The organism is Salinicola aestuarinus, from assembly GCF_003206645.1.
GTDB classification, from domain to species: domain Bacteria; phylum Pseudomonadota; class Gammaproteobacteria; order Pseudomonadales; family Halomonadaceae; genus Salinicola; species Salinicola aestuarinus.
In genome coordinates, this window is the sequence record NZ_PZJP01000006.1 from 1 (window position 1) to 13,903 (window position 13,903).

The 13,903-nt window shown below is 66.4% G+C and carries 11 protein-coding genes; 7 read left to right on the plus strand and 4 right to left on the minus strand.

Annotation, left to right across the window (positions count from 1 at the left end):
• Positions 1 to 129 precede the first annotated feature (129 nt).
• Both DOM41_RS09770 and DOM41_RS09775 read left to right on the plus strand, forming a co-directional pair.
• Positions 130 to 603 (plus strand): hypothetical protein, encoded by a 474-nt coding sequence (locus DOM41_RS09770; RefSeq protein ID WP_110686683.1) that lies wholly within the window; start codon positions 130 to 132, stop codon positions 601 to 603.
• A 26-nt stretch (positions 604 to 629) separates the two neighbouring features.
• Positions 630 to 1,127: a hypothetical protein gene (locus DOM41_RS09775; RefSeq protein ID WP_110686684.1), complete on the plus strand. Its 498-nt coding sequence runs from the start codon at positions 630 to 632 to the stop codon at positions 1,125 to 1,127.
• Positions 1,128 to 1,250: 123 nt separating this feature from the next.
• On the opposite strand, the gene nfi is transcribed toward DOM41_RS09775, so the two are convergent.
• On the minus strand, positions 1,251 to 2,000 hold the full coding sequence (gene nfi / locus DOM41_RS09780; RefSeq protein ID WP_110686685.1) for a deoxyribonuclease V: 750 nt from the start codon (positions 1,998 to 2,000) through the stop codon (positions 1,251 to 1,253).
• A 204-nt stretch (positions 2,001 to 2,204) separates the two neighbouring features.
• Here nfi and DOM41_RS09785 point away from each other — a divergent pair, with 204 nt between their 5' ends.
• Together DOM41_RS09785 and DOM41_RS09790 are read left to right on the plus strand one after the other, a co-directional pair.
• The gene (locus DOM41_RS09785; protein WP_110686686.1) at positions 2,205 to 3,440 is read left to right on the plus strand and encodes an exonuclease SbcCD subunit D C-terminal domain-containing protein; all 1,236 of its coding nucleotides are present in this window, start codon (positions 2,205 to 2,207) and stop codon (positions 3,438 to 3,440) included.
• The gene (locus tag DOM41_RS09790; RefSeq protein WP_110686687.1) at positions 3,437 to 6,790 is read left to right on the plus strand and encodes an AAA family ATPase; all 3,354 of its coding nucleotides are present in this window, start codon (positions 3,437 to 3,439) and stop codon (positions 6,788 to 6,790) included. The genes DOM41_RS09785 and DOM41_RS09790 overlap by 4 nt, the downstream gene beginning before the upstream one ends.
• A 41-nt stretch (positions 6,791 to 6,831) precedes the next feature.
• Here the strand turns inward: DOM41_RS09790 and DOM41_RS09795 are convergent, their stop codons facing one another.
• Positions 6,832 to 8,022, minus strand: a complete 1,191-nt coding sequence (locus DOM41_RS09795; protein ID WP_110686688.1) for an ROK family transcriptional regulator — start codon at positions 8,020 to 8,022, stop codon at positions 6,832 to 6,834.
• 219 nt (positions 8,023 to 8,241) lie between these two features.
• Between DOM41_RS09795 and xylB the strand changes: the two genes are divergently transcribed.
• Positions 8,242 to 8,976, plus strand: coding sequence for a D-xylose 1-dehydrogenase (xylB, locus tag DOM41_RS09800; RefSeq protein WP_110686689.1), 735 nt, complete (start codon positions 8,242 to 8,244; stop codon positions 8,974 to 8,976).
• Between the two features lie 37 nt (positions 8,977 to 9,013).
• Positions 9,014 to 10,456, plus strand: a complete 1,443-nt coding sequence (locus tag DOM41_RS09805; protein WP_110686690.1) for a sugar porter family MFS transporter — start codon at positions 9,014 to 9,016, stop codon at positions 10,454 to 10,456.
• A 90-nt stretch (positions 10,457 to 10,546) separates the two neighbouring features.
• Here the strand turns inward: DOM41_RS09805 and wrbA are convergent, their stop codons facing one another.
• Positions 10,547 to 11,152 carry an NAD(P)H:quinone oxidoreductase gene (wrbA, locus tag DOM41_RS09810; protein ID WP_110686691.1) on the minus strand — a complete coding sequence of 202 codons (606 nt, stop codon included), beginning with the start codon at positions 11,150 to 11,152 and terminating at the stop codon, positions 10,547 to 10,549.
• A gap of 223 nt (positions 11,153 to 11,375) precedes the next feature.
• Here wrbA and argE point away from each other — a divergent pair, with 223 nt between their 5' ends.
• Positions 11,376 to 12,548: an acetylornithine deacetylase gene (gene argE, locus DOM41_RS09815; protein WP_110686692.1), complete on the plus strand. Its 1,173-nt coding sequence runs from the start codon at positions 11,376 to 11,378 to the stop codon at positions 12,546 to 12,548.
• A 98-nt stretch (positions 12,549 to 12,646) separates the two neighbouring features.
• Here argE and qhpR read toward each other — a convergent pair whose 3' ends face one another.
• Positions 12,647 to 13,714 (minus strand): AraC-like transcriptional regulator QhpR, encoded by a 1,068-nt coding sequence (gene qhpR / locus DOM41_RS09820; protein WP_223160970.1) that lies wholly within the window; start codon positions 13,712 to 13,714, stop codon positions 12,647 to 12,649.
• Between the last annotated feature and the right edge of the window lie 189 nt (positions 13,715 to 13,903).

Below are 13,903 nucleotides of genomic sequence, written 5' to 3' on the forward strand. Positions count from 1 at the left end.
CATTGGCTCAGCCGATCGCTTCGCCGACCCCACCTGCGTGCTGCACGATGAGGCAATGGAAAAACGGAGGGAACAGGACCGCATCGAACGTCTGGAGCAGTTTCAAAACCGCCAGCAAGGATCGGCATCATGAGTGACGCCAACGAAGCGCAAACGCCGCCGAGCTACGAAGCGCTGCTGAACAATCTTCGCCGTGACCGCGAATACGCCGAACTGCCTGGCGCCGAGATCGCCATGTGGCCCGAGGACGTGGCCTTTTATGATGATCTTTCCAACCATGAACGGTTCAACGAACGGTTCTTGGAACCTAAAAAGAATCAGCCGCACGAGGCTGCTTATATCCTTTACTTTTTCATTGGGGTTTTCGGAAACTTTGGCCTTTTGTTTTTTTTTAATGACATAACCCGCTCACCAATAGAATGGGGAGATTTGATTTTTGATCTCTTCATGTTTTTCAGCATGCCTGTGATTTTTTTTCCATCGTCTATTGGACGGCGAGCGGAGGCAGGGTCATATTTGATCGACAAGCCCAATTGGTCCATGTGGGTTTCAGTTATGGGATGGCAGAAACTTATGCTTGGCGTGACGTCAAACCCTTCCTGAGGGGCGGAATCGAGACCACCGGCAAATTGAAACTTTGCTTCCCGTTACAGCCACTCAAGACCTATGGGTTCGAGTGGGGATCGGAAGAAAATCTCGAGGCCAAAAAGCCCAACAGCATTGATGCTGCCATGGACTCCCGCGACCATGGCCCTCAGGGCTGCATGCACCGCTTAGAATTCTACCGCCGCTATATGGAAGAGGGGCTCGAAGCCGTACAGCCCGACCCCGAACGCCTGCCCAATTATCAGCCCATTCGGGAGCCCTACCTGCCACAGCCCCGCGGGCCGATCCTCAAGACCCTGCACTTTCTGGCCTGGGGACGGCTCATTGATCGCGCATTGGCGCATCGGGCCAAAAAGTTCTACTGGCCGGAAGAGGTCGAGCGACTTTGTGCCCCGGATGCCGACCTTTCGGGAATCGACACCTCCCCGGTCAAGCCGCGCACCGATCTCTATTACCGCGCGATGGGTGGCTCGAATATCGACTTCGTCGATGCCAACGGCCAGCCGGTAGACTGGAACTGAGCAGGGTGATGAATCCGTACTTCTGACTCATGCCTTCAACAACGCATTGCCCGAAAAATAGCTCCGGGTGTATGCGCTTGACTGACTGCTTGGCGTTGCCGTCGGCGTTTTATCATAACCGCCTCACAGCGACAGCTGCCCGCGGGTGGCGACCTCCCCCTTTCGCGACGCCAGCCGGTCCGCCAGCCGGGTCGGCTCCGGCAGTTTGGTTCTGCCGAGGCAGGCGGTCACCCAGGAGACGGCCGTTTCCAGTGACAGCCGATGGCCGCCGGAGACGAACAGCGGTTTGACGTTCTCCCGCGAGCGCAGCACCGCGCCGATGATCACGCGGCCGTCGGCGTCGACGGCAGCACCCACCGGGTCTTCGTCGCGTCGACGATCGGTCAGCGGCGTCCATTCGCCTCGGGTCTCCGGCACCTCGCCGTAACGCCCGCAGAGCCGGCTCTTGCCGACGCCGATGGTCGGTCGATCGAGCCACAACCCCAGATGTGCGGCAATCCCCAGCCTTCGCGGATGGGCGATGCCCTGCCCGTCGACCATGATCAAATCGGGACGGCTCTCGATCCTGGCGAAGGCGCCGAGCGCCGCCGGTATCTCGCGAAACGACAGCAGCCCCGGCACGTAGGGCATCCGCGTCGGCTCGCGGTGAACCACCTGCTCGACCAGCACAAGCGACGGCCACGCGAGCACCACCAGTGCCGCTCGCGTGGTCTCACCCGTGTCTTCGAAGCCGATGTCCATGCCGGCGATCAGCTTGACCTCGCCGATCGCGTCATCGCGGCGGACCCGCGGGGCGAGCCGCTTCTGCAGGGCGATCGCCGCTTCCGGCGAGAGATCCCAGTCGTGCAGGGGCTCGGTGCGCGCGTCATCCATCAGTTACCTCGCTCTCGGTCGTCAGGCGGCGGAAAAGCGAAAGCGTAGTCCGCCATGTGCCAGGCGACCACCGCGGCGTCGTCACTCCGCGGGTGCCACGTTACACTGCCGCCACGATTGTTGGCGGCTCCTGGGCCGCCGCCTCGGGTCGTCTTAGGGGCCGTCATACGTCATGCATCCGCCATCCACCGTCGAGAGCGCGTCTTGAAGCTATTTCACACCGCCGACTGGCATCTGGGCCAGACCTTCCACGGCCAGGAGCGCCACGCCGAGCACCGCGCTTTTCTCGCCTGGCTGCTCGAGACGCTCCAAGCACGTCGCCCGGATGCGCTGCTGATCGCCGGGGATATCTTCGACGTGGTCAACCCGTCGCTACGCTCGCAGGCGTTGCTTTACGATTTCATCGTCGACGCCCACGCCGCGCTGCCCCAGCTCGAGATCGTGATGATCGCCGGCAACCACGATAGCGCCGCGCGCATCGAGCTACCCGGGCCGCTGCTCGAGCGCCTTAACACTGCCGCGCTGGGGCGTGTTCTCTGGCTCGATGACGGAACGCTTGACGCCGAGCGCCTGCTGGTACCGCTTCACGACGTGAAGGGTCAGCGCCGGGCGTGGTGTCTGGCGCTGCCGTTCCTGCGGCCGGCGGAGGTCACCGGCGGCGACATCACGGCCTACCCGGAAGGGATCGAGCGAGTCCATCGCGAACTGCTCGCCGCGGCCGAGGCGCACCGTGAGCCGGGCGAGGCGCTGGTCGCCATGAGTCACGCGCACCTCACCGGCGCCGCCGTCTCCGTGGCGAGCGAGCGACCCATCGTCATCGGCGGCGAGGAGTCGGTACCCGCCTCGCTCTTTCCCGCCGCCATCGCCTACGTGGCGCTCGGCCATCTGCACCGTCCGCAGCAGGTGGGCGAGGACCGCATCCGCTACAGCGGCTCCCCACTGCCGCTGGATTTCAGCGAGAGCCACTACCCACACCAGGTGTTGGAGGTGACGCTTGCGGGTGATGCCGTCGCCGCCATCGAGCCGCTGTCGATACCGCGCCACGTGGCGCTCTCCCGCGTCGGCCCTGCCGACCTCGAGACGGTGGAGGCCGTGCTTGCCGCCCACGAGACACTGCCCGATTTGCCCCGCGAACGCTGGCCCTGGCTCGAGGTACGCGTCGATCTCGACACCCCGAGGCCGGATCTGCGTGCGCGGATCGAAGCGGCCATCGGCGACAAGCCGCTGCGCCTGCTGCGCATTCACACCCGCTATCCCAACGCCGATGGTCATGAGGCGCCGGCCAGCGTCGATCTCGAAAGTCTCACCCCGCAGGAGGTCTTCGCCCGCACCTGGCAGAGTCGCTACGGCGAGGCCCCGCCTGAGACCGTCACGCGGGATTTCAATGCGCTGCTGCAACAGGTCCAGGAGAACGACGCCGACGAGGAGACCACGCGATGAAAATTCTCGCCATTCGCCTGGAGAACCTCGCCTCGCTCGCCGGGCAGTTCGAGCTCGACTTCACGACGGCCCCGCTCGCCGATCAGGGGCTCTTCGCCATTACCGGCCCCACCGGCGCCGGGAAGAGCACCCTGCTCGACGCGCTCTGTCTGGCGCTCTACGGCAGCACGCCGCGGCTGCGCCAGGCGCCGACACGAGACTCGCAGATCGGTGACGTCGGCGACGATACGCTGACCACCGCCGACGCCCGCACGCTGCTGCGCCGTGGCTGCACCAGCGGCTTCGCCGAAGTGGATTTCGTCGGTCGCGACGGCGAGCGCTACCGCGCCCGCTGGGCAGTCAGGCGGGCACGCGGCAAGGCGGGCGGCAGCCTGCAGAAAGCCGAGCAGTCGCTGGCCGAGCTCGACAGCGGCCGCGTGCTCACCGCCCAGAAACGCGAATTCGACAGGCTGCTGCCCGAGCGGCTGGGTCTCACTTTCGAGCAGTTCACCCGCGCCGTGCTGCTCGCCCAGAGCGAGTTCGCGGCGTTTCTCAAGGCCGACGACAACGCCCGCAGTGAGCTGCTCGAGCGGCTCACCGACACCCAGCACTACTCCGCCATCTCCAAGGCCGCCTACGCCCGGGTGCGTGACGCCAGGGTCGCGCTCGACGCCATCGATACGCGCCTCGCCGATGCGCTGCCCGTCGATGACAAGACCCGCGCCGAGCAAGAGCGCGACGCCCAGGCCCGCGCTCAGGCACTGGCGGCCACCGAGGCCGAGATCGTGCGGCATCAGGCCGAGACCACTGAACTCGAACGCGAGACGGCGCTGCGTCAGGCGTGGCAGCAGGCCGAATGCGCGCGGCAGCAGGCGCAAGCGACCTGGCGCGAACAGGCTGACGAGCGCGACACGCTGGCCCGGCTCGACGCCATCGCACCCTGGCGCGACAAGGCGCTGCGCCGGCAAACCCTCGTCCGCCAGCTCGCTGAGCGTGAACGGACGCTGACCACCGCCCGCGAGACGCTAGCGCAACACGACAGCGAGTGCGCCACGCTCGCGCCACAACTGACGGCCGCGCGTGAGAGTCGGGACGAGGCCGAGCGGGGCTACCAGGCCGACCAGCCGCGCCTGGAGACAGCAAGGGAGTGGCTCGCCGCCCGCGACCGTCAGCAAGCACAACTCGAGCGCCAGCTTGACGAGCAGCGCCAGCTCTCGGTGGCGGCCGACGAGGACGCGAAGCGGCAGCGGGAACTGGCCACCGCGCTCGGCGAGCTCGACGACAGGATCGGCACGCAGCAACGTGCCCGAGAGCAGCTGGATGCCGAGGCACGCAACGACGTGTCACATGACGTCCCCGCGGCTGGCGACCCCGCGGCTGGCGATCCAGCGGCGGCGGACACCCAACCCCTCCGCGCGCGCCTCGACCAGAGTCGCGAACGCGCCCGAGAAGCGCAGGAGACGCTGGGCGCGCTGGCGCGGGCGTGGCAGGCGCTGGCGACGCTCGAGGCGGAAGACAAGGCACTCGAGACGCAGATTGCCGACGATCAGGCGCGATTGGCGCGACTCGAGCGCGAAGGGTTGGACGCCAAGGCCGCACTGGAAGCGGCCCAAGCCCAGGCCGCACAGGTCGAGGCACAGGTGGCACGAGCCCGGACGGCACGCAGTGACGAAGTCGAGCGGCTGCGCGCGGCTCTCGATGACGAAACGCCCTGCCCCGTCTGCGGCAGCCGCGACCATCCCTACCGACAGACACCGCCGACGCGCCCCGACGAGGCGATGATCGCGGCCATGGAGCGCCAGGAACGCACGGAGCTCGATACTCAGACCGCGCACGTCGACGCCGCGCGGGAGCATCACCAGCAGCTCACCGTCGACTGGCGCAGCGGCCGTCAGGGGCTGATCGAGCGCCAACGCCAACGGGAGGCGCTCGCCCCGCGCCGCGAAGCAGCCGAGCGTGAACTCGACGGCTATCCGCAGGCGCACGCGCTGCGCGCCGCCGACGATCCCCGGGCGTGGCTCGAGGCGGCCGTTGACGACGCCGAACAGAGACTCGACCAACGCAACGACCGGCTTGCCCGCCTCGACGCCATCGATCAGGCGCTGATGCCGCTGGCGCAAGAGAAACAGACGCAGGCGCTGACGCTCGGCAGCATCGAGGCGCGTCAGGCCCTCAATCAGGAACGCCTGGCGACGCTGGACGAGGCGATTCCGACTTTGACCCGCGAGCGCGACGCAAGCGCCGCAGCGCTGAAAGCGCAGCTCGGCGATCACGCCTCCGTCGATGCCTGGCAGCAGGCGCTGGCATCCCGCCGCCAGCAGGCCCAGCAGCAGTTCGAGGCGCTGCAGGAACGGTCCCAGCAGGCCATGCAGGCGCAGATGCGAGTGAGTCAGGAGGTCGAGCATCTCGCCCAGCGCCAGCAGGAAGACCAGCACGAATTCGCCGAGCTGGACGGCGCCTGGCAGCGCTGGCGCCAAGCCCACCCCGACTTCGACGACGCCGAGCTGACCCGCCTGCTCGACTGGCCGGAAGCGGACCACCGCCGGCTACGCGAGCGTCTCGAGGCTGCCGAGCGCGAACGCACGGCGGCCGACATCACGAGTGACGAACGCCGCCAGGCATTGATCATCCAGCGCCGGGGGCTACTCGATGAAAGCGACGAAACCGAGCTGATGAGTGAAGCGACCGACCAGACGCTGGATGCGCGCCTTGGCGCGCGCCAGGCAGCGGCGGGCGAACTGGATGCCCGGCGCCACGCGCAGCAGGAGGCCCGGGAGGCAGCGCAGCAGGTGCTGCGCGAGGATGATCGCCGCCGCGAGGCGCAGCGGGAAGGCGCCCGCGAGCGGGAAGCCGCCGAGGCCGAGGTCAACCGCTGGGAGCGGCTCAACGGCCTGATCGGCAGCGCCGATGGCAAGCGGTTCCGGCGTATCGCCCAGAGCTACAATCTCGACCGGCTGCTGACCCACGCCAACGAACATCTGCGCGCGCTGACACCCCGCTACCGCCTGCATCGCGGCGGCAGCGAGCTGGGCATTCTGGTGGTGGATGGCGACATGGCGGACGAGCAGCGCTCGGTGCACTCGCTCTCCGGCGGCGAGACCTTTCTCGTCTCGCTGGCGCTCGCCCTGGGGCTGGCGTCGATGGCCTCGCATCAGCTCAAGATCGAATCGCTGTTCATCGACGAGGGCTTTGGCAGCCTCGACCCCACCTCGCTGGCGCTGGCGATGGACGCCCTCGACGGCCTGCAGGCGCAGGGGCGGCGTGTCGGCGTGATCTCCCACGTTCAGGAGATGCACGAGCGCATCCCGCTGCAGATCCGGGTTGAACCGCGCGGCAACGGCGCCAGCCGAATGGTGGTCGACAAGCAGTGACTGCGGCGGGAGTCTCGATCCTGCACCGCTATCGATCACGCTCAGATATCGATTGCCGAGCGTGCCATGACCTCTGCCGCCACGCCTCGCGCGGCGGTGAAGGTGCCGTCGGCAATGATCTTGACGGGAACCGACTGTGACTGACGCAGCAGATCGTTCTGGTGCGACGTGAAGTAATCGAGCGCCGGACCGGTCAGTGGCTCTCCCAGCTGCATCAGGGAGCCGCCGAGAATCAGCATCGACGGGTTGAGCGTGTGGTGCAGATTCAGCAGCAGCAGTCCGAGTGCTTGCCCGGCGCGCTGAATCAGCGCCCGCACCGCCGGCTCTTCCGCCCTGGCGGCCACCGCATCGCCCAGGCTCGCCTCGCTGTCGAGATCCAGCGCCTCACGGAGTGCCCAGCCGCTGACCAGCGTCTCCGCACAGCCACGATTGCCGCAGTGGCAGCGCGAACCGTCCGGCTGGATCACGGTGTGTCCGATCTCGCCGACCAGTCCCTGATGCCCGCGCGGCACGACGGGGAAGTGATCGCCGCTCACCACGCCGCAGCCGATCCCGCTACCGGCGCTGATATAGGCGATCGACTCCGGCGGCACCCCCTCGAAGAAGTAGAACTCGCCGAACGCGGCGGCATTGGCCTCGTTGTCGAGTAGCCAGGTCCCCGCCGGCAGGCCGGGCTCACGGCGCAGTAACGCCAGGAAATCGACGTCCACCCACCCCAGGTTGGGCGCCAGACTCAGAATGGGCGCGCGGGTCGATACCGGACCGGGCACAGCCACGCCCAGCCCGAGACAATGACGTGCCGACACCGCCGGTTCCTCGCGAAGCGCCACCAGAAGCTCGGCAAGCCGGACCGCCGTGCTCTCGGGATCAGTGGGCGGCGCCGGGCAATGACAGCTCGCCAGAACCTCACCCAGTAGATTGCAGGCGACCAGCCGCAAGCCTTTGACACCGACCTCCGCCCCCAGCATGCAGTGGCGCTCGCCGTCCAGATGGAGCGACCGCCCCGGTCGCCCGCCACCTCGCGCGTGCAGCTCCCCCTCGCGGAGCCAGCCGCCCTTGACCAGCGCCTGCACCACGCCACCCACCGTGGCTTTGGTCAGGCCGGTACGCAACGCAATATCGGCCCGCGACACGCCGGGGTGGCGTCTCACGGTACTCAGCACCGTGCTGCGATTGAGGCTTTTCAGATAGTTGAGGTCGCCAGCGCTCGGCGGCGTGAAGGAGTGCGGCATGGGGCGGCGGCAGCCTCGGGTAACGGCATATCCGGCGACTATACCGCAGCCGCACGCTCGCCTCCGAATGCTGCCTGGCCAGGCGTCGAGTCGTTATGACTAACGTCTCGATACCAATGGTCAATGGCGCCGCGACAACGGAGAGCCCATGCTCCCGCCCTATTAGTTCACAGAATTTACTAACCGAAATATTCCGAACTCACTGACTTAGGAGCCCCCATGCCTTCAGCGATCTACCCCGACCTCGAGCACAAGCGGGTCGTCATTACCGGCGGAGGCTCCGGCATCGGCGCGGGCCTGGTGGAGGCCTTCGCCGAACAGGGCGCGGAAGTCCACTATCTCGACATCCTCGAGCCGGTCGAGCGGCGCTCCGACGCCGGCCGCGGCAGCGTGCACTTCCACGCTTGTGACCTGACGGACGCCAAGGCACTGGCCGGGACGCTATCCGAGATCGGTGACATTGACGTGCTGATCAACAACGCCGCCAATGACGATCGCCACCGGCTCGAGGACATCACGCCTGAGTACTGGGACGAGCGGATGGCGGTCAACCTGCGTCACCTGGTGCTCGCCGCCCGCGAAGTCGCGCCTGCCATGCGTCGGCGAGGCAGCGGCGCCATCATCAATCTGGGCTCGATCAGTTGGCATCTCGGCCAGCCCGACCTGCTGCTGTATGAAACCGCCAAGGCCGGCATCGAGGGACTGACCCGGGCGCTCGCCAGCGATCTCGGCGGCGACGGCATTCGGGTCAATTGCGTGATCCCGGGCAACGTCAAAACGCCGCGGCAGTCACGTTGGTACGGCCCCGAGGATGAAGCGCAGATCGTAACCGAGCAGAAGCTCAAGATCCGCATCCACCCGCATCACGTGGCGGCCATGGTGCTCTTCCTCGCCTCCGACGCCGCGGCCGCCTGCACCGCTCACAACTACTGGGTCGATGCCGGCTGGCTCTGAGCCCGCTGTTCGTCTCGCCCGCCACTGGAGCTAAACAATGCCAACGCCATCTGCTTCAACCAGCCACGCCATCTCGCCAACCCAAACGGCGTCACCACGCCCTGTGATCGTTCTTCTCACCTGCTGCGTCGCCGCCATCGGCGGTTTCCTTTTCGGCTTCGACAGTGGTGTCATCAATGGCACCGTCGACGGCCTGCAGCAGGCCTTTCAGTCCGAAAGCGTCGGCACCGGCTTCAATGTCGCTTCGATGCTACTCGGCTGCGCCGTCGGCGCCTTCTTTGCCGGTCGCCTGGCGGACAAGTTCGGGCGCCGAACCCTGCTTCTGGTCGCGGCGGTGTTCTTCATCATCAGCGCCTGGGGCTCCGGCGTGGCGGGGGGATCACTGGAGTTCGTGATCTACCGCATCCTCGGTGGACTGGCCGTCGGCGCAGCGAGCGTCATGTCACCGGCCTATATCAGTGAGATCGCCCCCTCCCATCTGCGCGGTCGACTAGCGACCATTCAGCAGGTAGCGATCATCAGCGGGCTCTTTTTCTCGTTTCTCAACAACTATTGGCTGGCCAACATCGCCGGCGGCTCGACGGCACCGCTGTGGTTCGGTTTCGACGCGTGGCGCTGCATGTTCTGGATGGAGCTGATTCCCGCCGGGATCTTTCTGGTCGCGCTCATGTTCATCCCCGAAAGCCCGCGTTTTCTGGTCAGCGCCGGCGCCTACGACAAGGCCGAGCGCGTACTGCGTCTGGTCTACGACGAGGACGCGAGCCACAAGCGGCTCGAAGAGATCCGTGCGACGCTCTCGGAGCGGCGTCAGCCCCGGCTTTCGGACCTGATCAATCCGGCAACCAACAAACTGCTGAAGCTGGTCTGGGTCGGCATCGGGCTGGCCGTCTTCCAGCAACTGGTGGGGATCAATGTGGTGTTCTACTACGGCGCCGTGCTGTGGCAGGCCGTGGGCTTCTCCGAGAGCGATGCGCTGATGATCAATGTGATCAGCGGCGCGGTCAGCATCGCCGCCTGTCTGATCACTATCGGTCTGGTCGATCGCCTCGGGCGCAAGCCGCTGCTGTGGGCCGGCTCGGTCGGCATGGCGGTGACGCTGGCAACGCTGGTCTACGCCTTCTCCACCGCCGAGATCGTCGACGGCCGCCTGGCACTCTCCTCGGCCAATGGCGTGCTCGCCCTGCTGGCCGCCAATGCCTACGTCTTCTTCTTCAACGTCTCTTGGGGGCCGGTGATGTGGGTGATGCTAGGCGAGATGTTCCCCAACCAGGTGCGCGGCTCCGGTCTCGCCGTCGCCGGGCTGTTCCAGTGGGGTGCGAACTTCGCCATCACCATGACCTTCCCGATCATGCTGGCGACGATTGGTCTGACCGGCGCCTACGGCTTCTATGCCCTCTGCGCGCTCGCGTCGATCTTCTTCGTCGTGAAATTCGTCCACGAGACCAAGGGACGAGAACTCGAGGAGATGGTTTACGAGTAAGGCAACCCACGTTGTTAGGCTGAAACGAGGAGGCCCGCNNGCGGGCCTCCTCGTTACCAACGCATGACGCGTCACCAGCAACCCCGCGATCTAGCCCGCAAGCTTCGCGGCCAGTTCGGCGACGTGCTTGCCCTGGAAGCGGGCGATGGCGAGTTCGTTCTCGCTCGGGGTGCGGCTGCCGTCGGCGGCGGCAAGCGTCGTCGCGCCATACGGCGTGCCACCGGTAATCTCGTCCATGTTGGCGAGTTCGGGGCAGGTATAGGGCACGCCAACAATCATCATGCCGTGGTGCAGCAGCGTCGTGTGCATCGAGGTGAGCGTCGTCTCCTGGCCGCCATGCTGAGTCGCTGTCGAGGCGAAGGCGCTGCCGATCTTGCCGATCAACTTGCCACTGGCCCAGACCCCGCCAGTCGTGTCCCAGAAGTTGCGCATCTGCGAAGCCATGTTGCCGAAGCGGGTCGGCGTCCCGACGATGATCGCATCGTACTGAGCCAGCGCGTCCGGATCGTCCATCACCGGCGCCTTCTGATCGGTCTTGTAGCCGGACTGGTCAGCGACGGCGTCGGGCACCAGTTCCGCCACCCGACGGATGTCGACCTGGGTGCCGGCGACACCCTGAGCGCCTTCGGCGATCGCCTCGGCCAGCGTTTCGACGTGACCGTAGCTCGAGTAGTAGAGAACCAGGACCTTGCTCATGAGACATGCTCCCGCATCAGAATCAAAAAATTTGGCATGCGCCCGCACTCGCCGCGCGGGCGCGGTGAAACCTCTCACAGGTTAGACGCGCATCGATCTCGATGCGATACCACCGAGCCGACGAAGCGCTCGGCACCGCCCACCGGAGAATGGCAGCCGTCGGCTTGGTCGGCGCCAGCCGCGCCGCTACGCTAGTAGCACACCCGAGCTGTCAGGAACCCTCATGTCCGCATTCGACACGTCCACCCGCGACCTGCTCGCGCAGCTGATCGGTTTCGATACCGTCTCCCGCCACTCCAATCTCGAACTGATCGATTTCGTCGAGCGCTATCTGGCGGAGCACGGCGTCACCGCTTGGCGAATCGCCAACGCCGACGGCAGCAAGGCCAACCTGCTGGCGCGAATCGGCCCTGCGGTCGCGGGCGGCGTGGTGCTCTCCGGGCACACCGACGTGGTCCCAGTGGACGGTCAACCTTGGCGTACCGATCCGTTTGAGCTGATCGACGGCGGGGATGGTCGCCTCTACGGCCGCGGCAGCTGCGACATGAAAGGCTTTCTCGCCTGTGCGCTGGGCGAGGTGCCGAACTGGCAGGCGATGGCGCTGTCACGCCCGATCTACCTGGCGTTTTCCTATGACGAGGAGATTGGCTGTCTCGGCGCCCCGGCCATGATCGAGCGGCTGATGGCGGACGAGCCAACGCCGGCAACCGTGATCATCGGCGAGCCGACACGCATGCAGCCGGTGGTCGCTCAGAAGGGCATCACCACGCTGCGCACCCGGGTGACCGGCCGCGCCGCCCACTCGAGCCAGGTCTATCAGGGTGTCTCCGCCATCCATGTGGCCGCCAAGCTGGTCACCCGGATCGAGAACATCATGCAGGAGCTGATCGACGAGGGGGCGCTGGAGAACGTCTTCAACGTCGCCCACTCGAGCCTGCATGTCGGCACCATCGAAGGCGGCACGGCGATCAACATCATGGCGCGGGCGTGTCACTTCGACTGGGAGATTCGACATCTGCCGAGCGACGGCTTCGACGCGCTTTTCGCGCGCTTTTCCGAGTTCGCCACCTCGCTCGAGGCCGAGCTGCGCGAACGCGCCCCGGAAGTCTCGATCGTCACCGAGCGGCTCATCGAGACCGTGCCGGCATTGGCCGATCGCGACAATGAACCGGCGCTCACACTCTGCCGCCAACTGCTCGACGATCCCGACGTCGAGACCGGCGGCGTCGCCTACGCCACCGAGGGCGGGCAGTTTCAACGTGCCGGGCTCGCCACGTTGGTCTGCGGCCCCGGCAGCATCGAGCAGGCACACCAGCCTGACGAATACATCGAGGTCGAACAGCTGGCCGCCGGCGAGCGCTTCATGCAGCGTCTCGGGGAGCGGCTCTCGTCGTGACGCGACTCGCTCCCCATTGACTCGCTCCCCACCGATTCGCCAACGCCGGCGTCATCCGCTGTGCCCTGGCCACTCGTGCGGTCGCCCAGCGCGGCAGCTCAGCTGCCGTGACTTCGCCAGCGCCGGGGGCTGACGCCGTGCCAGCGACGAAAGGCACGGGAGAAGGCGCTGACCTCGGAGTATCCCAACAGCAGCGCCATTTCCGATACCGAGAGATGCGGCTGCGCCAGATAGTGCCGGGAGAGTGCCTGGCGCACGTCGTCCACCAGTTCGGAGAAGCTCACCCCCTCGCCGGCCAACCGCCGGCGTAGCATCCAAGGCGACAGCATCATCTCCTCGGCGAGGGCTTCGAGACGCGGCTCGCCCTGCGGCAAGGCGCGGCGAATGGCATCGCGCAGGCGGTTGCTCCAGCCGACATCGGCATGGCGGCCATCGAGTCGGCGAATGGCATCCATCATCACGCCCAGCAGCAGCGGATCGTGGCTCGGCATCGGAAGGTCGAGATCGCGGCGGGGAATCAGCATCGAATTGTACGGCCGGTCGAAATGGACCGGCGCGTCGAAGGCACGCTCGTGGTCACGCCACTGCTCCGGCCGGGGATGCTCGAAGTAGACGGCGCGGGGTGCCCAGCGTCGACCGGCGGCATGTCGCACCAGGTTGAGCACCATGCCCATGGTCAATTCGGCATCCTGACGCCGGTGTAGAATGGCACCGTCGCGCACCTGATAGTCGAGTCGCCAGTGATCGTCGGCCTCTACGATGCGGATCAGGGTGTCGTGCTGATGGAAGGGAAAATACGCCACCCAGTTCGCCAGCCCTTCGCCAAGGGTGCGCGAGCAGATGCCGATATAGCCGATCAGTCCCAGCGCCTGCGGGGTGAACTGCTGACCGTAGTAAAGCCCGAAGTTGTCGCAGCGCGAGTCCCGGGCGGCCTGCTCCATGACTTCGCAGTAGCTGGGCAGTGCCAGACTCAGCGTCGGTGCCACCAGCAGTTCCGGATCGACGCCGCTGTTGCCCAGCACGCGGTCGGTGTCACCGCCGTTGGCGGCAATGAACGCCTGCAGCCCCGAGGCGGCGGCGGAGAGCACGCCGCGGTTGCCCTCCTGGTTCTCCATGCCGATCGCGTTCTGACACGATGATGCGTTCTGCCCCGGTGAAACGTGCACGATCGCTGCCCTCCCCGCCTGGTCGCTGGGTGTATCCTCGGTCGCGCCACGACGGCGCCCAGCTTTCGCCACGCAAAGGACGTACCAGCGCGATCAACACCAAGCCAGGACACGGGGTTAGCGCCGCCAACACTTCCAGGGTGGACGCCGGGCGCCCCTCACTGGTGCCAAGGACGCCTCTTGCTGGTG